The organism is Hymenobacter sp. H14-R3 (assembly GCF_030063445.1).
Taxonomy (GTDB): Bacteria; Bacteroidota; Bacteroidia; order Cytophagales; family Hymenobacteraceae; genus Hymenobacter.
Map to the genome: position 1 here is coordinate 239,447 of NZ_JASITD010000005.1, position 22,406 is coordinate 261,852.

At 60.7% G+C, this 22,406-nt stretch carries 22 protein-coding genes; 8 read left to right on the top strand and 14 right to left on the bottom strand.

What is annotated here, in order from left to right; genetic code table 11:
* Window positions 1–86 precede the first annotated feature (86 nt).
* Window positions 87–653: a hypothetical protein gene (locus QMK33_RS07375; protein WP_283563926.1), complete on the top strand. Its 567-nt coding sequence runs from the start codon at window positions 87–89 to the stop codon at window positions 651–653.
* An 80-nt stretch (window positions 654–733) separates the two neighbouring features.
* On the opposite strand, the gene QMK33_RS07380 is transcribed toward QMK33_RS07375, so the two are convergent.
* The 4 genes from QMK33_RS07380 to era all read right to left on the bottom strand — a co-directional run bounded on the left by QMK33_RS07380 (window position 734) and on the right by era (window position 3,936).
* Window positions 734–1,015, bottom strand: coding sequence for a hypothetical protein (locus QMK33_RS07380; RefSeq protein ID WP_283563927.1), 282 nt, complete (start codon window positions 1,013–1,015; stop codon window positions 734–736).
* Window positions 1,016–1,269: 254 nt separating this feature from the next.
* Window positions 1,270–1,491 carry a hypothetical protein gene (locus QMK33_RS07385; protein ID WP_283563928.1) on the bottom strand — a complete coding sequence of 74 codons (222 nt, stop codon included), beginning with the start codon at window positions 1,489–1,491 and terminating at the stop codon, window positions 1,270–1,272.
* Window positions 1,492–1,571: 80 nt separating this feature from the next.
* On the bottom strand, window positions 1,572–2,891 hold the full coding sequence (gene der / locus QMK33_RS07390; RefSeq protein WP_283563929.1) for a ribosome biogenesis GTPase Der: 1,320 nt from the start codon (window positions 2,889–2,891) through the stop codon (window positions 1,572–1,574).
* 148 nt (window positions 2,892–3,039) lie between these two features.
* The gene (gene era, locus QMK33_RS07395; protein WP_283563930.1) at window positions 3,040–3,936 is read right to left on the bottom strand and encodes a GTPase Era; all 897 of its coding nucleotides are present in this window, start codon (window positions 3,934–3,936) and stop codon (window positions 3,040–3,042) included.
* A gap of 229 nt (window positions 3,937–4,165) precedes the next feature.
* Here era and hemH point away from each other — a divergent pair, with 229 nt between their 5' ends.
* Window positions 4,166–5,203: a ferrochelatase gene (gene hemH, locus QMK33_RS07400; protein WP_283563931.1), complete on the top strand. Its 1,038-nt coding sequence runs from the start codon at window positions 4,166–4,168 to the stop codon at window positions 5,201–5,203.
* Window positions 5,204–5,470: 267 nt separating this feature from the next.
* Here the strand turns inward: hemH and QMK33_RS07405 are convergent, their stop codons facing one another.
* Together QMK33_RS07405 and QMK33_RS07410 are read right to left on the bottom strand one after the other, a co-directional pair.
* Complete coding sequence (locus tag QMK33_RS07405) at window positions 5,471–5,860, bottom strand: PRC-barrel domain-containing protein (RefSeq protein WP_283563932.1); 390 nt, start codon at window positions 5,858–5,860, stop codon at window positions 5,471–5,473.
* Window positions 5,861–5,871: 11 nt separating this feature from the next.
* A complete protein-coding gene (locus QMK33_RS07410) occupies window positions 5,872–6,504 on the bottom strand; it encodes a hypothetical protein (RefSeq protein ID WP_283563933.1) in 633 nt (210 codons plus the stop codon).
* Window positions 6,505–6,629: 125 nt separating this feature from the next.
* Here QMK33_RS07410 and QMK33_RS07415 point away from each other — a divergent pair, with 125 nt between their 5' ends.
* On the top strand, window positions 6,630–7,637 hold the full coding sequence (locus QMK33_RS07415; RefSeq protein WP_283563934.1) for a DUF2157 domain-containing protein: 1,008 nt from the start codon (window positions 6,630–6,632) through the stop codon (window positions 7,635–7,637).
* On the top strand, window positions 7,634–8,830 hold the full coding sequence (locus tag QMK33_RS07420; protein ID WP_283563935.1) for a hypothetical protein: 1,197 nt from the start codon (window positions 7,634–7,636) through the stop codon (window positions 8,828–8,830). The genes QMK33_RS07415 and QMK33_RS07420 overlap by 4 nt, the downstream gene beginning before the upstream one ends.
* A 142-nt stretch (window positions 8,831–8,972) precedes the next feature.
* Here QMK33_RS07420 and QMK33_RS07425 read toward each other — a convergent pair whose 3' ends face one another.
* On the bottom strand, window positions 8,973–9,947 hold the full coding sequence (locus tag QMK33_RS07425; RefSeq protein ID WP_283563936.1) for a hypothetical protein: 975 nt from the start codon (window positions 9,945–9,947) through the stop codon (window positions 8,973–8,975).
* An 83-nt stretch (window positions 9,948–10,030) separates the two neighbouring features.
* Entirely contained in the window at window positions 10,031–10,444 is a 414-nt protein-coding gene (locus QMK33_RS07430; RefSeq protein ID WP_283563937.1) for a hypothetical protein, read from the bottom strand.
* 168 nt (window positions 10,445–10,612) lie between these two features.
* Between QMK33_RS07430 and uvrA the strand changes: the two genes are divergently transcribed.
* From uvrA to QMK33_RS07450, 4 genes are read left to right on the top strand one after another with little or no spacing between them, the layout of a single operon-like run.
* Complete coding sequence (gene uvrA, locus QMK33_RS07435; RefSeq protein WP_283563938.1) at window positions 10,613–13,459, top strand: excinuclease ABC subunit UvrA; 2,847 nt, start codon at window positions 10,613–10,615, stop codon at window positions 13,457–13,459.
* Window positions 13,460–13,504: 45 nt separating this feature from the next.
* On the top strand, window positions 13,505–13,714 hold the full coding sequence (locus QMK33_RS07440; RefSeq protein WP_283563939.1) for a hypothetical protein: 210 nt from the start codon (window positions 13,505–13,507) through the stop codon (window positions 13,712–13,714).
* 19 nt (window positions 13,715–13,733) lie between these two features.
* Window positions 13,734–14,120, top strand: coding sequence for a type II toxin-antitoxin system VapC family toxin (locus QMK33_RS07445; protein ID WP_283563940.1), 387 nt, complete (start codon window positions 13,734–13,736; stop codon window positions 14,118–14,120).
* A 25-nt stretch (window positions 14,121–14,145) separates the two neighbouring features.
* Entirely contained in the window at window positions 14,146–14,526 is a 381-nt protein-coding gene (locus tag QMK33_RS07450) for a hypothetical protein (protein ID WP_283563941.1), read from the top strand.
* A gap of 225 nt (window positions 14,527–14,751) precedes the next feature.
* Here the strand turns inward: QMK33_RS07450 and QMK33_RS07455 are convergent, their stop codons facing one another.
* The 6 genes from QMK33_RS07455 to trpC form a co-directional block, all read right to left on the bottom strand.
* Window positions 14,752–15,882 carry a PepSY-associated TM helix domain-containing protein gene (locus QMK33_RS07455; RefSeq protein ID WP_283563942.1) on the bottom strand — a complete coding sequence of 377 codons (1,131 nt, stop codon included), beginning with the start codon at window positions 15,880–15,882 and terminating at the stop codon, window positions 14,752–14,754.
* Window positions 15,883–15,935: 53 nt separating this feature from the next.
* Window positions 15,936–18,356, bottom strand: a complete 2,421-nt coding sequence (locus tag QMK33_RS07460; protein WP_283563943.1) for a TonB-dependent receptor — start codon at window positions 18,354–18,356, stop codon at window positions 15,936–15,938.
* A 194-nt stretch (window positions 18,357–18,550) separates the two neighbouring features.
* Window positions 18,551–19,333: a tryptophan synthase subunit alpha gene (gene trpA, locus QMK33_RS07465; RefSeq protein ID WP_283563944.1), complete on the bottom strand. Its 783-nt coding sequence runs from the start codon at window positions 19,331–19,333 to the stop codon at window positions 18,551–18,553.
* A gap of 57 nt (window positions 19,334–19,390) precedes the next feature.
* The gene (gene trpB / locus QMK33_RS07470) at window positions 19,391–20,596 is read right to left on the bottom strand and encodes a tryptophan synthase subunit beta (protein ID WP_283563945.1); all 1,206 of its coding nucleotides are present in this window, start codon (window positions 20,594–20,596) and stop codon (window positions 19,391–19,393) included.
* A gap of 34 nt (window positions 20,597–20,630) precedes the next feature.
* On the bottom strand, window positions 20,631–21,269 hold the full coding sequence (locus QMK33_RS07475) for a phosphoribosylanthranilate isomerase (RefSeq protein WP_283563946.1): 639 nt from the start codon (window positions 21,267–21,269) through the stop codon (window positions 20,631–20,633).
* A 6-nt stretch (window positions 21,270–21,275) separates the two neighbouring features.
* The gene (trpC, locus tag QMK33_RS07480; protein ID WP_283563947.1) at window positions 21,276–22,082 is read right to left on the bottom strand and encodes an indole-3-glycerol phosphate synthase TrpC; all 807 of its coding nucleotides are present in this window, start codon (window positions 22,080–22,082) and stop codon (window positions 21,276–21,278) included.
* Window positions 22,083–22,406 lie beyond the last annotated feature (324 nt).

A 22,406-nucleotide genomic window follows, 5' to 3' on the forward strand; every position in this document is an offset into this window, starting at 1 on the left:
TTAACCAAAAGAAGGCGCCGCCGGCCCGAACGATTCGGGCAAGGCGGCGTTTTTGCACTGGGCCTGCCCTAGCAGGCCCCGCTGCTATGCATACCATTGAGCCTCACTACAGCTGGATTGACCAGTATTCCGCGGCCGACGACCCGCGCTCGCCACTCTTCGGCGCTGAGTACAGCCTGGATACATTTTCCAATACTATTTATGGCTATTACATTCACCCCCAATGGGATAGCCTGGAATCGGATACCTTGTTTATAAAAATTCTCTGGGCTGATTACGATGATGGTATCGCCATTTTGGAGTTTATCGGCGAGTGGAACGACGCTATTGAAAACGACATCATGAGCCTGAAACGCAATATCCTGGATGTGCTGCTGCACGAAGGGGTAAAGCGGTTCATTCTCATTGGCGAAAACGTGTTCAACTTTCACGGCTCCGACGACAGCTATTACGAGGAGTGGTTTGAGGAAGTAGAGGATGGCTGGATTGCCGGCATCAATTTTCAGGACCACGTGCGCCGTGAAATGAGCCAGTATAACCTGGACAACTACATTAATTTCGGCGGCGAGCTCGACGACCTGCCCTGGCGCACTTATGAGCCGCGCCGACTTGTGGAGGAAGTAGGCGGGCTGTTGCAGCGCCGCCTGGGCTAACGGGAACGCAACTGAACAAAAGAGGGAAGCCGGCCAAAGCCAGCTTCCCTCTTTTGTTGAAAACAAAGTAAGTATACTACTTAGTTTTTCTTGCTTTTACGCTCTTTTTTGGAAACGTCGCCGTCTTCCTTTTCTGCGCCAGCGGCATCGGTAACAATGCGACGCTGCTCAGCGACGCTGCCTTTGTAAACCTCGGGGCCGTTTTGCTTGCGCGCTTTTTTCATTTTCTTCATTTCCGACTTGCTCATCGGCTCCTGGGTAGGGGCCGTCTGGCTGATGGCTACCGGGGCAGCAACGGAAACGGGGGCAGCCTGGGCGGCCGAAGCGCCAGCGAGCAGCGCAATAAAAAGGATGTTTTTCATGGTGTTGAAAATGAGTGCGAAGAGTGAGAGACAATTTTCGGTCCTAATATCGTTAACCTCAGCCTTAAAGTTTTGCTTAGCGCTCATTTTTTTGCATTATGCACCTTTTAGAGCGCCCAGGGCCACATTATTATTTTGCTGCGTGCTCCTGAGAGCCCTACTTCTTAGGAAGTAGCGGGGCACAAAAAAAGCTCTGCCCAATGGGCAGAGCTTTTAGTATGAGCTACCCGCCTTGGCAGGTGGCCCAGTAGTAATTACTTGGGGTCTTTTGCATCAGCAGCGTCGCCGATAGCTTCGCCTTTTTTGTCGGCTGAGTCACGAACGGCTTCAGCGTTGTTTTCCATAGCATCAGCTTTGGCTTCGCCAGCTTCTTTCACGGCAGTGCCTTGAGCTTCAGCAGCGTCCTCTTTCTTGCTGTCGCACGAAGCGAGCGAGAGGGACATAGCAGCTACGGCGAGGAACAATACTTTTTTCATGGTGAAGGGGAAATGGTTTTTTAGAGTTTCCGGTGTTAATACCTCCCAAGGTGGGAGGTAACCCGCTATTCATCAAAAATTTATTTTTTTCGGAATGCCAAGCCAATAGGCACGCCTTTGAAGTCGAAATGCTCGCGCATGCGGTTTTCCAGGTAGCGGGCGTACGACTCGGGGATGTACTGCGGCAGGTTGCAGAAGAACGCAAACACGGGGTTGTGCGTGGGTAGCTGCGTGGCATACTTGATGCGCACCATCTTACCCTTCTGGATGGGCGGCGGGTACTTCTCAATCTCCTTAAGCATCACGTCGTTGAGCTGCGAAGTCGGGATTTTCTTCCGCTTGTTGCCGTACACTTCCATGATGACTTCCAGGGCCTTATGCACGCGCTGCTTGTTCAGCACCGAGATGAAAAGCACCGGCGGATAAGCAATCGGTGCGATTTTTTCCATGATTTTGGCCTCAAAATCGCGGGCGGTATTCGTCTCTTTGCCCTCGATTAAGTCCCACTTATTCACCAAGATAACGATGCCCTTGCGGTTGCGGTCAGCCAGGCCGATAATGCTCACATCCTGAGCTTCGATGCTGCGGCTGGCGTCGAGGATAATCACGCACACGTCGGCGGCCTCCATGGCGCGCAGGGTGCGCATGTTGGAGTAAAACTCCACGTCCTCGTTCACGCGCGCTTTGCGGCGCAGGCCGGCGGTGTCCACCAGCATAAACTCGTGGCCGAAGGCGCTGTACTTGGCTTCGATAGAGTCGCGGGTGGTGCCGGCGATGTCGGTGACGATGGTGCGCTCTTCGCCCAGCAACAGGTTGACAAACGACGACTTACCTACGTTGGGGCGGCCCAGGATGGCGATGCGCGGCAGGCCGGCATTGGGCTCCTCTTCGCCTACTTCGTCGAAGTGGCTCACCACGGCATCCAGCAATTCGCCGGTGCCCGAGCCATTGGCCGAGCTGATAGCGAATACTTCGGTGTCGCCAAGGCCGAGGGCGTAAAACTCGCCCGAGCCTTGGGCGCGCAGGTTGGTATCGGCCTTATTAGCAACCAGGTAGATGGGCTTTTTGCCGATGTAGCGGCGCAGTACCTCGGCAAATTCTTCGTCGAGGCCTTGCAGGCCCGAGTCGGCATCCACCATAAAGAGGATAACGTCGGACTCGTCGATGGCCAGCTTCACTTGGCGGTTGATTTCGCTCTCGAAAATATCCTCCGAGTTGTGCACGTAGCCACCCGTATCAATCACGGTGAAGTTGTGCCCAATCCAGTCGCCGTAGCCGTAGTGGCGGTCGCGGGTTACCCCGCTTTGGTTGTCCATGATGGCTTGGCGGCGGCCCACCAAGCGGTTGAACAGGGTGGACTTACCCACGTTGGGGCGGCCCACTATTGCAATGGTATTCATGTAGTTGGCTCCAGCCACCGGCCCGACCTTGGCGCAGCAGTACCCGGAGTAGTTAGGGTTTAAAATGGTCGATGTAGCGTGGACTCTGTGAGTCCGTGCGTGGGTTGTATCAGCGTGCTACGCGCGGACTCACAGAGTCCACGCTACCTTATTGGTAGCCGAAGCGGCTCAGGGCCTTGCTGTCGGTGCGCCAGTTCTCGTTCACTTTCACGAACAATTCCAGAAACACTTTTTTCTGGAAAAACTTTTCCATTTCCTCCCGTGCCCAGGTGCCTACTTTCTTCAGCGCCTCGCCCTTGGCCCCGATGATGATGCCCTTCTGGCTGTTGCGCTCCACGTAGATGACGGCCCGGATGCGGATGATGTCGTCGTCTTCCTTGAACTCCTCAATCTCGACTTCGGAGCTGTAGGGCACCTCTTTTTTGTAGAGCTTGAAGATCTTTTCGCGCACCATTTCGGCGGCGAAAAAGCGCTCGGGTTTGTCGGTGAGCTCGTCTTTAGGGTAGTAGGGCGGGTGAATGGGCAGGCTGTCGAGGGCCAGCTGCAACACCTTTTCGGTGCCAAACGCATTGAGCGCCGAGATGGGCAGCACGTCGGTGGCGTTGGGCAGCTGCTCCTTCCAGTAAGCGAGCTTGGCTTCGACCTCGGCCTGGTCGGCCTGGTCTATCTTGTTGACTAAGATGTAGATGGGCGTGCCTTCGGTTTTGCGCAGGCGCTCTACCACGGGCTCTTCGTCGTGCTTCTCGTAGATGTCGGTGACGAATAGAATCACGTCGGCATCTTCCAGCGACGAGTACACGAAGGCCATCATGGCGTTGTGCAGCTCGTATTTGGGCTGAATGATGCCGGGCGTATCGGAGTAGACGAGCTGGAAATCTTCGCCGTTGAGGATACCCAGAATGCGGTGGCGCGTGGTCTGGGCCTTGCTCGTGACGATGCTCAGGCGCTCGCCCACTAAGGCGTTCATCAGCGTGGACTTGCCGACGTTGGGCTTGCCGATGATGCTGACAAAGCCGGCACGGTGGGGCTTAGGTTCGGGGTTCACAGGAGATAATTTTAAAGGATAGTTTTGAAAATCAGCCTGCAAAGGTACGCCGTCTTTTAGCTGTTAGCCTCTAGCTGTTAGCTATTAGCTTTTTTTGCCGTTGATTCTGAGCCGAAGTCCTGCGTTTTTGGTTAAAGTGGGAGTCACTACAAAACCGGCCGCCGGCCGCTGGCTGCGGGCTTTCCAAAAAGCTAACAGCTAGCCGCTAAAAGCCAACAGCTATAAAAAAATGCCTACCCCCACCCGCCGCATTGGCCTGCTCCTGGTCAACCTGGGCACGCCCGATTCGCCCCAGACCAGCGACGTGCGCCGCTACCTCAACGAATTTTTGACCGATGGCCGCGTGGTAGACATGCCGGCCGCCGTGCGCTACCCGCTGTTTCGGGGGCTGGTGGTGCCGTTGCGGGCGCCCAAGTCGGCCAAAATCTACCAGGAACTGTGGGATGCCGAGCGTGGCTCGCCGCTGCTCTTTCACGGCCTCGACCTGAAGGCGGCGGTGCAGCAAGAGCTGGGCGACGAGTACGTGGTAGCCTTTGGCATGCGCTACCAGAAGCCCAGCATCGAAACGGCGCTGGCCGAGCTGCGCGACGCAGCCGTGGACCGTATTATTGTGCTGCCGCTGTTTCCGCAGTATGCGTCAGCCAGCACAGGCTCGGTGCAGGAGAAGGTGATGGACATCGTAAAAGACTGGTGGATAGTGCCTAGCATTAGCTTCATCAGCCAGTTTGCCACCGAGCCGGGCTTCATTGCCAGCATTGTGGCGCGGGGCAAAGCCGCTATGGCCGAGCGCTCGTTCGACCACGTGGTGCTGAGCTACCACGGCATACCAGAGCGGCACGTGAAGAAGGGCGACCCCACCAACTATTGCCAATTTGGGGCGTGCTGCGACTCGCTAACGCCGGCCAACCAGTATTGCTACCGGGCGCAGTGCTTTGCCACCTCCCGGCTGATAGCGGCCGGCCTGGGCCTGCGCGACGACCAGTACACCATGACCTTCCAGAGCCGCTTGCAAAGCCGCCTGCGTGACCCCTGGCTGAAACCTTACACCGACGAGGTGCTCAAGGAATTTCCGGCCAAAGGAATCAAGAGCGTACTGGCTTTTTCGCCGGCCTTCGTGGCCGACTGCCTTGAAACCACTATCGAAGTAGGCATGGAGTTTCGGGAGCTATTTGAGGAGAATGGCGGCGACCACTGGCAACTGGTACCCTCGCTCAACGCGGAGCCGCACTGGGTAACGGCCGTGGCAGAGATGGTAAGAGCTCGTTAGCGTGGTCGTTCCGGTCCGACGCCGAAGGCGTCTGACCAGTTGACGGGGGCGCCGCCTGCGGTAGTCATGCGGGCGTCGTTCTATGGCAACCAGTCGGACGGGGGCGCCTGCGGTAGTCAGGCGGGTATCATTCTACGACAACTGGTCGGACGCCTTCGGCGTCGGACCGGAGCGGGCATCGTTTTGTGACAACTGCTTTGAAAAGAAGCCGGCCCCGCCCCTAAGGTAGTGGTGGGGCCGGCTTGCTTCTTTAGCTGAGTGAAGCGGTTAGCTCAGGCCCAGCTTTTCGCGCATTATTTCCTCAAAATCGACCGGCAGGATGAAATCCACGAAGAGGGGATATCTGCTGATGTTGTCGTGGTTGAGCGAGGTGACGAACACGCTGCTGCCTTCCGGGTCGAGGTTGACGGCGGCCAGGGGCAGCAGAATGCGCTGGTCGGTGTGGGGGGCGGGGGCGGGTACGCCGGGCAGGCCGGTAGCCAGCACCACATCGAGGTACAGCACGCGCTGGCCCACGGGGTCAACGAGCAGCTCGTGCACCGTGCCGAAGGGCTTGCCATCGCTGCCGCGCACGGCCCAGCCGCGCGGGTCGGGGTCGCCGGTGGCCATTTCAAAAGTGGGCAGGTCGCGGAGGCGGCGCAACAGAGGGGAATCCATAACGGGTTGATTTATAAGACGTCGGCGGCCGGGTAGCTCATGGTGTTGAGCAGCTGGGTCAGCTGGTGCAGGTAGGCTTGGTTGCGGGCTTGCTCGGCGGGGGTAGTATCGCGCCCCGAAAGCTGGCTGGCTTGCAGGGTGAGCGCGTTGGCTTCGGTGCTGAGGTTGGGGTAGCCTTTTTGCTGCACGGCCAGCAGCAGGTTGGCGGCGGCCAGCAGGCCAGGGCGCAGGCTGGCCTGCGGGTCGCCGTCGGTGAGGCGGGAAGTGGCGCTGGTGAGGTTGTCGCGCTGCTCGCGAACGGTGGCATCGTCGCGCAGGTCGGCCCGGTCCACGAGTTGCGTGAGGGTGGGCAGGAGCCCTAGCAAAGCTGCGCGAGCGGGGCTGGCCGCGGCTGTTGATTCGACCGCGACGGAATCGGGCGCGGCAAGCGGGGGCGGGGTAGCGCTGGCGCCGGAGCTATCCCGCGCCAGGCTATCGGCCGGCACGGGGGGCTGGCTCAATTCCGTTTGGTGCGCGGCCGGCTCGTCGGCGGGGTCGGAACGCAGGAAGAAATAGGCAGCGGCGGCCAGCACCAGCACGGCCAGGGCCACCAGCAGCCACGGGCTGGGGGCCGATTTTTTGGGTTGAATGCGAAGCTCGGCCATTGGGGCAGGTAAGTTGGTAGCCCCAGTACGGGGAGTGAACGTTAGCAGTTGAGCACGCAATGTCGGCCGCCTTTGGGAATAAGCCTATGTTTACGGCTGGTTCACCCCGGTTTCATCCCGCTATCATGGCTTCTACCACTACCCGCTTGCTGGCCGACCTCACCGCCGAGGGCCTGCTGCCGCCCGCCCAGGCCGCCGCCATTGCCGAGGACGAGCGCACCCGGCCCTTCTCGCTGCACCACGAGCTACGGGCACTGCTGTACCTGGGCAGCGTGCTGCTGGCGGGCGGGCTGGGCGTGCTCATTTACGAAAACCGCGACAGCCTGGGGCAGGAAATTATCACGGCGTTTATTGCGCTGGCGATGGCCGCGGCGTTTGGCTACGCGGCGCGGCACCGGCCGGCCTTCACGTGGCAAGAGGCACCGCGCACCCGCATTGCGGCCGATTACCTGCTGGTGCTCAGCTGCTTACTATTCCTGGTGCTGGAGGGCTACGTGCAGGTGGCATACGGGGTGTTTGGCACGCGCTACGGGCTGGTGACGCTGCTGCCAGCCGTGCTGTTTTTAGGGCTGGCCTACCGGTTCGACCACCGGGGCGTGCTGGCCATGGGCCTTACGGCGCTGGCGGCCTGGGTGGGGGTGAAGGTGGCCCCGCTGGCCCTGTTTACGGGCCAGGGCTTTCCTGCGCACGAGCTGAGCGGGCCGGGGCTACTGCTGGGCCTGGGGCTGCTGGCCGTGGGGCTGGCATCGGAGCGGCTGGGCCGCAAGGCGCATTTTGCCTATACCTACCTGCTGCTGGGTAGCAACGTGGCGCTGGTGGCAGCCCTGACGCGGCTGTTTGAGGTGATTGGTGACGCGGGCGTGCTACGGCTACAGGCGCTGCTGATAACGCTGCTGGTGCTGGGCATTTGCACACTGCTGGGCTGGTATGCGCGCCGTACGCAGTCGTATCTGTTTCTACTGCTGGCAGTTGGCTACGGCTACGTGGCCATTACGAGCCTGGTAGTATTGCTGGCGCAGCTTGGCGGCCTCGAAGGTGTTTTGTGGCCGCTGGCTTTTCTGTACTTTCCGCTCACGCTGCTGGGCATTATTCTCTTTTTCATCAACATCAAGAAAATTCTTCGCATCGCATGAGCTGGAAAGCCTACCCTACCGCCTGGGCCCGCCACGATGCGCGCCGCGCCGCGGCCCGCCGCTGGCAGCAGCGCGGCCTGCTCACGCCCGCCCAGCTGGCCGCCATCGAGGCCGCCTCGCCCGTAGCGTACTACCGGCCGGTGCTGTTTGTGCGCATCGGGTTGTTTGTGGCTACGCTACTGGGCGTGGCTAGTTTTGTACTTCTGCTGGTCATTACCATCAATAATGGCTTTAGTGAGGGAGGCATCATTGCCTTCAGTTTAGTGGTGGCAGCCGCGGCGACAGTGGTGCTGGAACTAGTCATCAGAAGTTCTGAGCACTACCGCTCGGGAGTTGATAACGCCTTGCTATACAGTGCGTTGCTGGCCTGGGCAGTAGCCGTAGGTATCATGGTTAGTAAGCTCATTCCCAACCATTACCACGACACAGCACTCATGGGGCCCTGGCTCTGGCTGTGGCTGGTGCCGGGCCTGCTGACGCTGCTGCTGGCCCTGGTGCGCTATGCCGACCCAGTGGTGGCCCTGCTCACCTTTGGGGCGGGCTTGGCGCTGCTGGGCCACGTGCTGCTGCAAGTACCCATTGGCTTGCTGCTGCTGCCTTTTGTGGTAATGCTGGCCGCAGCCGGCCTGCACGCCTGGCTGCGCACGCTGGCGGCGCGGGCCGATTATCCCTATTACCGTAGTAGCCTGCTGGTGCTGCGCACGCTGGCGCTGGCGGCTATTTACTTGGCTGGCAACTACTTCGTGATGCGGGAGGGCAACGCGGCTCTGCACGGCGGCAATGGCCCCTCGGAGCAGATACCGCTCGCGCCGCTGTTCTACGTGCTCACGGCCGTGGTTCCGGTTGCTTACATCGTGCTGGGCCTGCGCCGCCACGACCGGCTGCTGCTGCTGCTGGGCTTGCTGGCGGTGGCCTTCTCGCTGTTTACGCTGCGCTACTACCACTCGGTGCTGCCGCCTGCGGTGGCCGCCACGGCGGGCGGGGCCGTGCTGCTGGCCCTGGCGCTGGGGGCCCTGCGCTACCTGCGCACGCCGCGCCACGGCTTCGCCGCCGCCGATGAAACGGAGCCGCCGCACTTCAATCTCGAAAGCTTTATCGTGGCCCAAACAGCGCACGTGCCGGCAGCCGTTGAGCCCGGGTTTGAGTTTGGCGGCGGCCACTCGGGCGGGGGTGGGGCCGAGGGGCAGTTTTGAGGGCGGGCTATTGTGCAGCGGGATACAGCACCACTTATAGAGTTTGCGCTACATTTCTGGCGACACTGGCCCGAAGTAACCTCGGGCCAGGTAGTGGAGAAGTACTTGTTAAAACAGCGGTGCTACATCTTCTGCCAGTCAATTAACCAAACGCGAGGGCGGGCTCAACTGCATGCTTCGATTTCGGCAGCAGCTTCAGTAAATGCAGGGCATTGGCCACGCAATCGCGGGCGCTGTAATGCGTATCCAGAAAAATGGTTTCCCCCTGATACGATAACTGCTGTGAGCTACGCTCTTTGCCCGAGGGATACCAGCTCAGCAGCACCGTTTTCTTGCCGGCTTTGTCTGGCAGCGGAATAGGCAGCTTGTCTTGTCCATGTAAAACCAGCTCAGCCGCTTTTAGCAGAATATCCTTCCACGTTTTGAGCGCATGCTCCTGGCCGTCTGGCAAGCGCAGCCATAGTGGTTTGCCCAGTTGCTTGGCAGGGTCGGTCAGGTCAGTGGACAGGGGATAGTATTTTTTGGTCGCTATGGGCACTGAGGCACTGTTGGCTTGGCGCAACCGGGCCTTAGCAACGGGCGAAACAACAGCGGCATTTGGTTCTGCAGCAGGAGTCGTGCCAAGGCCGTGCCCGCTGTGGGCCGCATCCAATAGCTGAAGCAATTGTATGGCCGCCGGAAGTAGCCCGTCGGCACGCAGCTCAATGGTAGAAGTAGGCTCGTAGTGCGAGTGGCCGGGCGCATAGCAGTGCCAGTTCAGCCCATCGGTAATGAAAAACGAAACTGGCTTGAGCGAAAAAGCATAGCCAATCAGCGCGCCCACGTGGCCGAGTTTATCGAGGCTTTCGCCCAACTTCTTCGCCTCTACTACCGACTGAATGGTGCCGGCCGGACCCTTCAGCACGTAATCCAGAGATTGCTTGTTTTCAATGGTACGCTCGGGCTCTACCATGCGCACATCGGCCGTGTTCCAGCCCAGCGCTCGTAGTACGGGGTCAATGAGCGCGGCGCGGGTAGCCGCTTCATTCTTACTGAGCAGTGGGTAGTTCTGCTCGGCCTGGCGCCAAACTTCGCTGAGGGTGGCTACCAGCGTGGCTAGCGGGCTAATGATGGGCATACACAAAGGAAGCGTTACTAAAGCACAACGATAAAGAACTGGCATCCTGGCCGCAACTGGGAGCAGTGCTTGATGCTAAGCGGCTAGCGGCGGCTTGCCCGCAGCCAGCTTTCGGCCGCCGCCTGGTCGGTGAATAACTCGACCTCGAACTGATTGCCAATCAGCTTGCGCAGCCCGTTGGCCGACTCTACCGACATGGCGTCGGGGTTGTCAAGGTGCGCCCAGTGGCGCAGGCCGCAGGCGGCGGCGTGGGGCAGCCACACGCGTTGCAGCCAGTCGAGCGAGCTGTCCCAGCGGCCCACTAGGTGGCGGTTGTCGTTGAGTACGCTGGTCAGTTTTTCCTGCTTCATGCGGTCGAGGTAGGCCAGGGCCCCGGCCGACACGTTGGCGGCGGTGGGGTAGCCCGTCCAGTCAGCATAAAGCCAGAGGTCGCGGTCGGGCCGGTGAATAGAGAGGTAGGTCTTGCCAGTGGGGGAGCGCAGTTCTTCGAGCAGCATGGGGCGAAAATACGGGTAGGAAACGCAAGTAGTCGGGCGCGCAAGCTACTTTAACTAAGGCAACGGGAGGTTTGTATTTACCAGTCAACCAGCTAGCCGCCTCGTAATCGTGCCGACCTTTGCCGCTGCGCCGAAACCTTACGCCCCCCGCTAGGCGTTATCCCATTCATGTCCGACAATTCCGCTCTGCAAGTGGCCGCCCCGGCCCACGACGAAATCGACCTCCTCGACCCGCGCCAGTTTATCGTTATCAAAAACGCGCGCGTCCACAACCTCAAAAACCTGAGCGTGGCGCTGCCCCGCAACAAGTTTATCGTGGTCACGGGCCTCTCGGGCTCGGGCAAATCGAGCCTGGCTTTCGATACCTTATATGCTGAGGGCCAGCGTATGTACGTAGAAAGCCTGAGCAGCTACGCCCGCCAGTTTCTGGGCCGCATGGACAAGCCCGACGTGGACTACATCCGGGGCATTTCGCCGGCCATCGCCATCGAGCAGAAGGTCAGCATCAAAAACAACCGCTCGACGGTGGGCACTAGCACCGAGATTTATGACTATTTGAAGCTGCTGTTTGCCCGCGTGGGTCGCACGTTCTCGCCCACCAGCGGCGAGCAGGTGCGCAAAGACTCGGTGGCCGACGTAGTCGATTACCTTTTTTCGCTGCCCGCCGATACGCGCGTGACCATCCTGGCCCCGCTGCTGCGCACTGAGCCCGGCCGGCCCATGAGCAAGGAGCTGGACCTGCTGCTTCAGAAAGGCTACGGCCGCGTGGTGCTGGCCGATGGCCAGAATGCTTTTATTGAGGACCTTATCGGCGAAGGCAAGCCCGAGGTAGAAGGCGACGTCTCCATCCTCATCGACCGCGCCGCCGTGCAGCCGGATGATGAAGACTTGCAGTTCCGCCTCTCCGACTCGGTGCAGACTGCCTTCTTCGAGGGCCACGGCACCTGCGTGGTGAAGCTGGACAACGAGACGCGCATGTTCTCGGACAAGTTTGAGCTGGACGGCGAGGTGTTTGAGGAGCCGAGCGTTAACTTCTTCTCTTTCAACAACTCCTACGGCGCGTGCCACACCTGCGAGGGCTTCGGCTCGGTGCTGGGCATTGACGAAGACCTGGTAATCCCCGACAAAAGCATGACCGTGTATGAGGGCGCCATTGCCCCCTGGCGCACCGAGAAGCAGGGCGAGTGGCTCAAGCCGCTGCTGAAGAACGGCATCCGGTTCGACTTCCCCATTCACCGCCCCTACAACGACCTCAGCGCTGCCGAGCAGCGCTTGCTCTGGACTGGTAACAAGCACTTTGAGGGGCTCGATGCGTACTTTAAGTGGGTGGGTGAGCAAACGCACAAAATCCAGTACCGGGTGCTGCAAAGCCGCTACCGGGGCCGCACCGTGTGCCCCGATTGCCGCGGCACCCGCCTGCGCAAAGACGCGCAGTACGTGAAAATTGACGGCCGCAGCATCACCGATTTGGTGCTGCTGCCCATTTCGGGCGCGTTGGACTTTTTTCAGAATCTGGCGCTGAGCGAGCACGACATGGCCGTGGCCGACCGCCTGCTGGCCGAAATCACCAACCGCCTTGGCTACCTCGACCGCGTGGGCCTGGGCTACCTCACGCTCAATCGCTTGAGCAATACGCTGAGCGGCGGCGAGAGCCAGCGCATTTCGCTGGCCACGTCGCTGGGCTCGGCGCTGGTGGGCTCCATGTACGTGCTCGATGAGCCCAGCATTGGCTTGCACCCCAAGGACGCCGAGCAGCTGATTGGCGTGCTGCGCTCGCTGCAAGCGCTGGGCAACACGGTGGTAGTGGTGGAGCACGAGGAAAAAATGATGGAGGCTGCCGACCAGATTATTGACATCGGCCCGGAGGCCGGCACTGGCGGCGGCAACCTTATGTTCCAAGGCACCTTTGATGAGCTGATGCAGGACACGGCTACCTACACCGGCAAGTACCTGAGCGGGCAGCTCGAAGTGGCGGTGCCCACCGTGCGCCGCCCCTGGCGCAACGCGCTGGAGCTGACCGGCGCGCGCGAAAACAACCTCAAAAACGTGAGCGTGAAGATTCCGCTGGGCGTGATGACGGTGGTAACCGGCGTGTCGGGCTCGGGCAAATCGACGCTCATCCGGCGCATTCTGGCCCCGGCGCTGATGAAGATGCTGGGCGGCGGCGCGGGCGAAACCACCGGTAAATTCGACCGCCTGCTGGGCGTGAGTGGCCAGGTAACGCACGTCGAGTTCGTGGACCAGAACCCCATCGGCAAGTCGTCGCGCTCCAACCCAGTGACGTATGTAAAGGCTTACGACACCATACGTTCGCTGTTTTCGGAGCAGCCGCTGGCCAAGGCGCGGGGCTACAAGCCGTCGCACTTCTCGTTCAACGTGGAGGGCGGGCGCTGTGAAGTTTGCCAGGGGGAGGGCCAGGTGAAAATCGAGATGCAGTTCATGGCCGACATCTACCTGACCTGCGAAAGCTGCGGCGGCCACAAGTTCAAGCAGGACATTCTGGAAATCAAGTTTCAGGACAAGAACATCTTCGAGGTACTCGACCTGACGGTGGAAGAAGCCGTGGAGTTCTTCAAAGGCCAGCCCAAAGTGGCCGAGCGCCTGCGCCCGCTGCTCGATGTGGGCCTGGGCTACATCCGCCTGGGGCAGTCGGCCAACACGCTGAGCGGCGGCGAGGCCCAGCGCGTGAAGCTGGCCAGCTTCCTCACCAAAGGCGCTATGCTGCAGCACGATAAGATTCTGTTCATCTTCGATGAGCCGAGCACCGGCCTGCACTTCCACGACATTGCCAAGCTGCTGGGCGCGCTCAACGCGCTGGTGGAGCAGGGCAACTCGGTGCTCATTATCGAGCACAACGTGGACATCATCAAGTGCGCCGACTGGCTCATCGACCTCGGCCCCGAAGGCGGCACCAACGGCGGGCACCTGCTATTTGAGGGCACGCCCGAGCAGCTGGTGAAGCTCAAGGATACCAACCACACGGCCCGGTTTCTGGCCGATAAGGTGGCGGGGTAACTTGGGCGGGCAGCGTCGTAAATTGATACTTAAAATCAAACCGCTATGATAGCAGAAGAAAAAAAGCAGCAACTGCTGACCGTTATCGCGCAGTTGGAGGACGAAGCGGCTTTCGATAAGATTGAGGCGATGGTGCAGGACGTGCTGCATCCGCAACGCCAGCGTGGGAAGGCGGGGTTCTTGCGCGGGTCAGTAAGTTATATGGTCGACAACTGGGATGCGCCCCTGACCGACTGGAAGCACCAGCATGAGTAAGCAGCCGATAGCCAGGGTTTTGCTGGATACGCACGCCCTCATTTGGTATGCCGATGGCTCGCCGCAGCTCCCCGTTGCCACGCGGCAACTACTAGATTCGCCGGTTGTGGAGCGCTTGGTGAGCATAGTTACTTTTTGGGAGCTGGCCACTCTATTAAATCTCAAGCGCTTGGCGTTGCAGCCCAACTTGGCTACTTGGTTTGAGCTAGTGAAAAGCAACGACTTTCAGATTTTACCTATTCTTGACAAGCACTTGGTTGCCTACGCTACCTTGCCGCAGGTGAGGGACCACCGCGACCCCTTCGACCGCCTGCTCATTGCCCAGGCCCTCGCCGAAGACCTTACGCTCATCAGCCGCGACGGCAAGTTTGGGGCGTACGCGGGCCTGCAAGTGCGCTGGGGATAACAACTTGAAAATGAAGCTTAAATACATGGTTTTCGCTGCCGTAGCCCTGCTGCTAGGCTGGTTTGTATTCGACTCGCTCAGTCAGCCGGGGGTGGGCGACCTGAAGGGTGACTTTCAGGAAGTGGCCGCTTACCGCAACGAGAATAATACGGGCCCCATCGTGCGCGTGCTGGCCGTGACGGTGACCGACACGCTGTGGCAGCAGATGAAGCAATACGGCGACCTGACGCCCTACACCAAGTACGGCAACACCAAGGTGTATTTCTTCCGGCAGGGCCAGCCGGTGCCGAAAGTAGTGCAGCCGGGAGAGGTGAATTTTGAAGCCCGCTTCAACCTAGGCTGCCTGGCAAAATACGAGAAAGAGGTAATGGGTAACGTCACGTTTCAGCGCTATCCACTAAAGTAACTATTTGTTAAACAAGTAGTTATGTTTAATGTGCTCGTCGGCGCCCGCCCGTCGGCCGCTTACGAGCGGCTAAGCCCGCGCCGTGCCACGACAGTTGGTTGACGCTGCCAAGACCCTGTTCAACCAGGCGTTGGGCCGCCCGCTTCTACTGGCGCCAACGTAGCTGTCATCTGAAAAGCCTTTAAGCCCGCCCAACGCCGTGCAACGACAGCCGGCCGGCCGGGGCTAGGCGGCTACGGCTACGCGTTTTTGGGGCTGCTTGTGGCGGCGGCCCCACCACAGCAGCGTGCCCGTAACGGGCAGGCTGGCCGAGAGCAGGCTTATTAAGAAAGCCACAATTTTGCCGCCCAGGCCCAAAAGCTGGCCCGTGTGCAGGTCGTAGTTGAGGTCGCCGAGTTTCTTGCCGTTGCTTTTGGTGGCGTGGGGGAGGGCCCGCAGCAACTGGCCCGACACGGGGTGGAAGTAGTACTCGTCGCGGTGGTAGTAGTGCAGCGCCTTTTGGTAGGTGAGGCAGTAGAGCGGCTGCTGGCGGCTGGCGGCCGGCACGATGACCACCATGTCGGCGGTGGGCGAGTGCTGGCGCACCTGCGCGTAGGCCACATCTACCGGCGGCTGGGTGGTGGTGGGGGCCGTGGCCAGGGTATCGACTACGGGCGGGGTTTCTTCGAGGGAGTAGTGCTGGCCCATATTGGCCACTGTGCTAGCCGCTTGCAGCCACGAGCCAAAGCTCATGAATAAGCCCGTGAGGGCGATGATAAACGCGCTGGCCGCGATATAAAAGCCCAGCACCTGGTGCAAATCGTAGTTGAGCCGCCGCCACTTGGCCCCCCATTTTATGGTGAGGCGCTGCTTGCGCTCGTGCCTGCGCTTGGGCCACCACAGCACTAGGCCGGTGCCCAGCATCATCAAAAAGATGGTGATGGCGATGCCTACTACCCACTCGCCCCACGCTACCGGCAAGAGCAGGTGCATGTGCAGGGCCTGCACGATGGTGAAGAAATCGGTGCGCAGGTCTTGCTCGTGCAGCACCCGGCCGGTGTAGGGGTCGAGCGAGCTGAAGTAGGTACCCGCTGCCTTATCGGTAAAATACACCGTGGCCGAGCGGCCCGGCCCGTAATACGTGGTGTAGGAAGGGGCCGCGCCGGGGTGGCTGGCTACCACGGCCGCCTGCAGGCGCGAGGGCGGCAGCGGAGCCGTAGCGGCCGGCGTGGCCACCAGCCGCCACGGCTGCGTGGCGTCCCGAATTTCGTCCTGAAATGTGAAGATGGCCCCCGTCAGGCTCACCACAAAGACTACCAGCCCCGAGCCGAGCCCGAGCCACAGGTGCAGATTGCCGATAGCTTTTTTGAAAGTCATGTGGAGGCGGGAGGATGGTAGCCCGGCCGCGCAGCGCCCGCGCCACCCGGTAGTTAAAACTTAAACGCCACCTGGCCGATGATGCTGCGCAGCTTCTGCGGGTTCATCGAGCCGTAGCCAATCCAGTAGTGCTTATCGGTGAGGTTATCCATTTTTACCGAGAGGCGGTAGTGCGGCTGGTCGTAGAAGGCGCTGGCATTGAGCACCACGTAGCTGGGCAGCGTAAACTGGCCGTTGTTGGCATCGTTCACCACCATGTTATCGCTGGCGTAGTTGCCACCCGCGCCTAGGCCCAGGCCCTTGAGCGGGCCGTTGCTTAGGCGGTAGCTCAGCCAGAGGTTGGCCAGGGCCGGCGAGCCGGCGGTGCCGGGGCGGCGGCCTTCGGTGGCGGGCACGTCGTTGGTGAGCTCGGCGTGGTTGTAGGCAAAGCCGGCCACCACGTTGAAGCCCACAAAAGGATTGGCTACCAAGTCGATTTCCACGCCGCGGCTCACCTGCTCGCCGCTCTGCACCTGGGCAAAGCGGGCGGCCCCGGCCGGGTTAGAGTCGGTGCGCAGTATGTTCTGGACGCGGATATCGTACACGCTCAGCGTGGCGGTAAAGCGGCCCCCCAGGCGGTCAAACTTCACGCCGGCTTCTACCTGGTTGGCCCGCTCCAGCTTGGCCGTGAGGGGTGCCGTGAGGGTATTGGTAGCGGCGTCGTAGCCGTAGTACGTGCCCCGATTGGCGAAGGAATTCTGGTAGTTGGCAAACACCGATAGCTGCTCGGGCACCAGCTGGTACACGGCCCCAAACTTGGGCGAGGCCGCCGTTTGGTTGTAGCCAGCGTTGGCCCCGTCGGCGCCCTTGTTGGCGAAGCGGTCGACCCGCAGGGCGGCCAGCACGTTGAAGCGGTCGGTAATATTGAGCACATCCGACACGAAGGCGCTGTACGTATTGGTTTCATTAAAAATCGGATACGTATAGCCGGGCGCGCCTGCAGCGTAGAACTTGGTCAAATTGGCCCCGTTGAAGGTGCCGTAGTCGAAGTTTGAGTTGATGGGCGGCGCGGCAAACGTGCTGCCGAATAAAAACTGGTCGTTGCGCACGTGCAGGAAGTCCAGGCCCAGCACTACGCGGTTGCGCATGGTGCCCAGCTGAAAATCACCGTTGAAGAGCTGCTGCACCTGCACCAGGCGGCCGCGGCTGTCGCGCGTCGACTGGTCGGAGAGCTGGAGCGTATCCTGGCTGATGCCCCGGCCGGTGATGCCGATGTAGGGCCCAAAGCCATTGGAGTAGCTGCGGCTCGTGGCGAAGTTGGTAGACGAGCGGAAGGCCGGCGAAAGCTGGTAGTTTACCTGCCCAAACAGGTTGGTGGCCCGGCTGGTGTTCCAGAGCCCCGGGCCGGAGTACGACTTGCGGTAGTCGACGGGCACCTGGTCGGCGCGGTCGAACCCGAGCTGGTTGAGGGGCGCATTGGGGAAAAAGAAGGTGTGGCCCGTGGCCGTGGCCCACTGAAACTCGCCGTCGAGCGTGATGCTCAGCTTGTCGGTAGGCCGGATGGTGAGGGTCGGGGCCAGCGCGTAGGCGCGGCGGAAGCCAATATCCTGGAAGGTGTTTTCGTAGTTCCAGGCCCCGTTCACGCGGAATAATACCGTCTTGGCCTTGTTGAGCGGCGTGTTCACATCCAGCGCCACGCGGTTGAAATTGTAGCTGCCGCCCGAGTAGCTGACCTCGCCCCCCACGTTGTCGTAGGCTTTTTTGGTGACGCGGTTCAGCAGGCCGCCATAGGAGGCCAGCGCGCTGCCGTAGAGCGTGCCCGACGGCCCTTTAATTGCTTCCAGCTTTTCGAGGTTGGCCCCGTCGATGGCACTGGTTACGTTGCCCACCAGGCCGTTGCGCAGCTGGCTCTGCGTCACGAAGCCGCGCATGGTGTAGAAGCTGCCGCCGTCGCCGGCCCGGTTCGTCGACTCCCACATGCGCTGAATGCCCGGCACGTTGCGGGTGGCATCGTCGGCCGTGAAAACGAGCTGCTCGGCCAGTAGCTCCTTGGTGACCGTGTTGTAGACCTGCGGGTTCTCCACGTTTTTGAGTGGCATCTTGGCCACATCCACGCTGTTGGTACGGCTAAACTTATTGGTGCGGCCGCCATTCACTACCACCTCTTTCAGCTCGGCGGCGCTCTCGACCAGCGAAAAATTGGCGGTAGCCGTTTGCCCGGCCACTACCGTTACGCGTTGCTGCTCTGTTTTGAGCCCCAGCGCCGATACTACCAGCGTGTACTGGCCCGGTGCTACCTGCCGAATCTGGAAACGGCCCTGCTCGTCGGTAATGTCGCCCTGCGGCTGCCCTTGCAACCCCACGCTCACCGCTTCTGCCGCGCCGCCGCTACGGTTAACGATGCGGCCGCGAATGATACCGGTAGTCTGAGCCTGGGCCGTGGCAGTTATCGCGCAGGCGACTAAGGGAAAGAGCAGGTAACGAAAACTATTCATGAAGCATTTGTATTTAGACTAAATCTAAAGAGCTGCAAAGGAACGATTGAAACAGGTTCTCTTCAAAATCTATTTAGAATTAATCCAGATTGCTCGCAGGTGTTTTTGTTAGCAAAAACACAAAAAAGCCCGCCCGGGCAACGGGTGCAACTGCACCACGCTGCCCGGGCGGGCCTGAAAACCAGCTGTTTGTACTATGGGCGAATGCCGGCCACAAACTCCTTAATGGCGGCCGCCTGCCCCTCGGCCGGTGTGTGCTGCAAGAGCCGGATAAACGCGCTGCCAATAATGGCCCCGGTAGTGTGCCGGCTGGCCGCCGCAAAGCTGGCCGCGTCGCTGATGCCGAAGCCCACGAGTGTGGGGTTGCGCAGGCCCAGCGCCTTAGTGCGGCTGAGGTAGGCGTCCACGTCGGCGTTCATGTCGGTTTGGGCCCCGGTGGTGCCGGCGGCGGCCACGAGGTAGATGAAGCCGTCGGCCAGGCCATCGAGCTGGCGCACGCGGGCGGCGCTGGTCTGCGGCGTTACCAGAAACACATTTTTGAGGCCGTACTTGGTGAAGAGCGGCTGGTACTCGCGCTCAAATACTTCGAGCGGCAGGTCGGGCAAAATCACGCCATCGACGCCCGTGGCCTGGCACTGCTGGCAAAATTTCTCAATGCCAAACTGCACCACCGGGTTGAGGTAGCCCATGAGCAGAATGGGTACCGTAATGCCTTGCTGGCGAATGTTTTGCAGCTGCTCAAACAGCGTGGCCACGGTCATGCCATTATCCAAGGCCTGCTGGTTGCTACGCTGAATGGTTTCGCCATCGGCCACGGGGTCGGAGTAGGGCATGCCAATTTCCACGAGGTCGGCGCCTGCCTCCTGTAGCGCGTGCAGAATAGGCACGGTATCAGTGAGTTGCGGAAAGCCGGCGGTGAAATAGACGTTGAGGACGTCGGCGGTTTTGTGTTGGAATAGGGTGGTGAGGCGGTTCATGGCTTTTCTAGCGCGAAGTTTCGCGAAGTTGGGCGCGAAACTTCGCGCTAAAAAACGTTAAGAGTACTCTTCCAGGTGCTGGGTGTAGGTGGCCAGGTCTTTATCGCCGCGGCCCGAGAGGCACACCACCACCACGTCGTCTTTCTTGGCCCCGATGAGCGGCAGGCAAGCCAGCGCGTGCGCCGTTTCGAGGGCCGGAATAATGCCCTCCAGGCGGCTCAGCTGAAACGCCGCATCGAGCGCCGCCCGGTCGGTAATCGACAGAAACTCCGCCCGCCCAGTGGCAAACAGCTGCGCGTGCTGCGGCCCAATGCCGGGGTAGTCCAAGCCCGCCGAGATGGAGTAGGGCTCGGTTACCTGGCCGTCCTCCGTTTGCATGAGAATGGTGCTGGCCCCGTGCAAAATGCCGGGCTTGCCCAGCGCCGTAGTGGCGGCCGAGTGGCCGGTAGTCACGCCCTGGCCGGCGGCCTCGGCGGCAATGAGGCGCACGCCGGGCTGGTCGAGGTAGTGGTAAAACGCACCCGCCGCGTTGGAGCCGCCGCCCACGCAGGCCAGCACAAAATCGGGGTTGGCGCGGCCAGTTTGCTCCAAAAGCTGGGTGATGGTCTCGGCCGAGATAATGGACTGAAACCGGGCCACCATGTCGGGGTAGGGGTGCGGGCCCACCACCGAGCCGATGATGTAGTGCGTGTCGGTGGGGTTAGAAATCCAGTGGCGCATGGCCTCGTTGGTGGCGTCCTTCAGGGTTTGGCTGCCGCTGGTGGCGGGCACCACCTTGGCCCCCAGCATGCGCATGCGGTCCACGTTCGGCTTTTGGCGCTCAATGTCGATGGCCCCCATGTACACAATGCACTCCAGGCCCATGAGGGCGCACACGGTGGCCGTGGCCACGCCGTGCTGGCCGGCCCCGGTTTCGGCTACAATACGCTGCTTACCAAGTCGCTGCGCTACCAGAATCTGGCCGATGGTGTTGTTGATTTTGTGCGCGCCGGTGTGGCATAGGTCCTCGCGCTTGAGGTAGATGGTGGTGCCGATTTCGGCCGAGAGCCGCTGGGCCAGAAACAGCGGCGTGGGCCGCCCCGCAAAGTCACGCAGCAGCTGCTTAAACTCGCGCTTAAACTCGGGGTCTTCAATAATGCGCAGGTAGTTATCGCGCAGCTCTTCCACGTTGGGGTAAAGCATTTCGGGCACGTAGGCACCGCCGAAGGGGCCGTAGTAGCCACCGGCATCGACGCGGTAGGGGGAGGGGGCAGTGAGAGTCATAAGTAATTACTAATGAGTAATGAGCAGTGAGTAATTAGTAGTCGGCGCGCCGCTCGTGCAGGCGGGTCAGCAGGTGGCCAGTGGCTTCTGCATCCTTGAGGCCAGGGGAAATTTCGAGCAGGCTGTTGAAGTCGTAGCCCGCCAGCCGGGGGTGGTGAAAGCGCAGTAGCTCGTCGGTGTTGGCCAGCCCCAGGCCACCGCTCAGCAGAAAGGGTGTGGGCCCGTGGTAATTGGCCAGCACCCGCCAGTCGAAGGTCTGGCCGTTGCCACCCCGGTGCGGGCCTTTGGTATCGAACAAAAACAGCTCGCACACGGGCTCAAAGGCTACCAGCGTGCTAAAATCAAACTGCTCATCGACCGAAAAAGCCTTGATAATCCGCAGGCCCTGCGCGTGCACGGCCTGGCAGTAGGCCAGCGTTTCGTGGCCGTGCAGCTGCACGTATTCGAGGCTGTAGCGGGCCGTAGTAGCTAATAGCTCGGGCAGCGGCGCATCGACAAAAACGCCGACCTTGGCCACGGTGGCGGGCAAGCTACGCAGCACTTCCGTCGAGAGCACTTCGCCTGCAAAGCGCGGTGACTTATCGTAAAAGATGAACCCCAGAAAATCGGGGTTGAAATCGGCGATGGCCAGAATGTTGGCCGCCTCACGCATGCCGCAGATTTTGACTTTCATAGTGGCCTAAGAAGCCGCGAGGGGCCCAGATAGTTCGGCTACCAGCCCGGCAAGGGCTGCCGCGGGGTCGGTAGTTTTCATAAACGTTTCGCCAATCAGAAAGCCCTGGTAGCCCGCCTGCCGCAGCGCCATAATGGTGCTGGCGTGCTGCAAGCCGCTCTCGGCCACCTTCACAAACGAGCCGGGAATGAGGCTAGCCAGCCGCGCCGACGTGTCTACATCGGTGGCAAACGTGGCTAGGTTGCGGTTGTTCACGCCCACCAAATCGACGGTATTGGCCAGGTGGCTGCGCAGCTCGGCCTCGTCGTGCACCTCCAGCAGCACTTCCAGGCCCAGGCCGTGCGCAAAGGCGCCGTACTGCGCCACTTCGGCTGGCGTGAGGCAGCTGGCAATGAGCAGGATGAGGTCAGCCCCCATTGCGCGCGCCTCTAGTATTTGATACTCGCTGATAATGAAGTCTTTACGCAAAATAGGCGTAGTTGGGCAAGCCGCCCGCGCCGCCCGCAGGTCGTCGGGAGTGCCGCCAAAAAACGGCTCGTCCGTGAGCACCGACAGCACGGCCGCGCCCGCCGCCGCGTAGCCGGCCGTAGTGGCGCCCACCTCGGCCGTACCGTTGATAAGGCCCTTGGAGGGTGAGCGCCGCTTAAACTCGGCAATGATGCCCGACGACCTGGCGGCCGTGAGCGCCGCCCGCGCCGAGAGCACGGGGCGGGTGAACAGCGGGGCGTTGCGCAGCGTGGCGGCGGCGGTTTTGGCTTCGCAGCGGGCTACTTCCTGGCGCTTTTCAGCAATAATTTTATCGAGGATGGTCATGGTATTTGGAGGCTGCGCGGGCGGGGCGCCTCACCCCCCGGCCCCCGGTTCGCTTTAAGCGCGAAGCCCTCAGAGAGGGAGAGCCGAGGTGGCGTGGGGAAGGCCGATGGCTTAAGAATGCAACGTGCTTAAAATGGTTTTTGCGGGCGAAGTACTTATTTCTCGGCTGGCTCCCCTTCTCTGAAGGTTTCGCACTAAGAGGCTATCCGAATAGGGAAAAATCAGTTGTATTTTAGGGGTATGGCTACAGTTCAAGAATTTCGCATTTCGGACACGCTTTGGGCGCGGTTGTCCCCTCATTTGCCCGTCCACGTGCCCAAGGCG

What these genes read in the sequence shown, in the direction of transcription:
- QMK33_RS07375 (WP_283563926.1), top strand. Translation starts at nt 87, where the DNA reads ATGCATACCATTGAGCCTCACTACAGCTGGATTGACCAGTATTCCGCG.
- QMK33_RS07380 (WP_283563927.1), bottom strand. Translation starts at nt 1,015, where the DNA reads ATGAAAAACATCCTTTTTATTGCGCTGCTCGCTGGCGCTTCGGCCGCC.
- QMK33_RS07385 (WP_283563928.1), bottom strand. Translation starts at nt 1,491, where the DNA reads ATGAAAAAAGTATTGTTCCTCGCCGTAGCTGCTATGTCCCTCTCGCTC.
- der (WP_283563929.1), bottom strand. Translation starts at nt 2,891, where the DNA reads ATGAATACCATTGCAATAGTGGGCCGCCCCAACGTGGGTAAGTCCACC.
- hemH (WP_283563931.1), top strand. Translation starts at nt 4,166, where the DNA reads ATGCCTACCCCCACCCGCCGCATTGGCCTGCTCCTGGTCAACCTGGGC.
- QMK33_RS07405 (WP_283563932.1), bottom strand. Translation starts at nt 5,860, where the DNA reads ATGGATTCCCCTCTGTTGCGCCGCCTCCGCGACCTGCCCACTTTTGAA.
- QMK33_RS07410 (WP_283563933.1), bottom strand. Translation starts at nt 6,504, where the DNA reads ATGGCCGAGCTTCGCATTCAACCCAAAAAATCGGCCCCCAGCCCGTGG.
- QMK33_RS07415 (WP_283563934.1), top strand. Translation starts at nt 6,630, where the DNA reads ATGGCTTCTACCACTACCCGCTTGCTGGCCGACCTCACCGCCGAGGGC.
- QMK33_RS07420 (WP_283563935.1), top strand. Translation starts at nt 7,634, where the DNA reads ATGAGCTGGAAAGCCTACCCTACCGCCTGGGCCCGCCACGATGCGCGC.
- QMK33_RS07425 (WP_283563936.1), bottom strand. Translation starts at nt 9,947, where the DNA reads ATGCCCATCATTAGCCCGCTAGCCACGCTGGTAGCCACCCTCAGCGAA.
- QMK33_RS07430 (WP_283563937.1), bottom strand. Translation starts at nt 10,444, where the DNA reads ATGCTGCTCGAAGAACTGCGCTCCCCCACTGGCAAGACCTACCTCTCT.
- uvrA (WP_283563938.1), top strand. Translation starts at nt 10,613, where the DNA reads ATGTCCGACAATTCCGCTCTGCAAGTGGCCGCCCCGGCCCACGACGAA.
- QMK33_RS07440 (WP_283563939.1), top strand. Translation starts at nt 13,505, where the DNA reads ATGATAGCAGAAGAAAAAAAGCAGCAACTGCTGACCGTTATCGCGCAG.
- QMK33_RS07450 (WP_283563941.1), top strand. Translation starts at nt 14,146, where the DNA reads ATGGTTTTCGCTGCCGTAGCCCTGCTGCTAGGCTGGTTTGTATTCGAC.
- QMK33_RS07455 (WP_283563942.1), bottom strand. Translation starts at nt 15,882, where the DNA reads ATGACTTTCAAAAAAGCTATCGGCAATCTGCACCTGTGGCTCGGGCTC.
- QMK33_RS07460 (WP_283563943.1), bottom strand. Translation starts at nt 18,356, where the DNA reads ATGAATAGTTTTCGTTACCTGCTCTTTCCCTTAGTCGCCTGCGCGATA.
- trpA (WP_283563944.1), bottom strand. Translation starts at nt 19,333, where the DNA reads ATGAACCGCCTCACCACCCTATTCCAACACAAAACCGCCGACGTCCTC.
- trpB (WP_283563945.1), bottom strand. Translation starts at nt 20,596, where the DNA reads ATGACTCTCACTGCCCCCTCCCCCTACCGCGTCGATGCCGGTGGCTAC.
- QMK33_RS07475 (WP_283563946.1), bottom strand. Translation starts at nt 21,269, where the DNA reads ATGAAAGTCAAAATCTGCGGCATGCGTGAGGCGGCCAACATTCTGGCC.
- trpC (WP_283563947.1), bottom strand. Translation starts at nt 22,082, where the DNA reads ATGACCATCCTCGATAAAATTATTGCTGAAAAGCGCCAGGAAGTAGCC.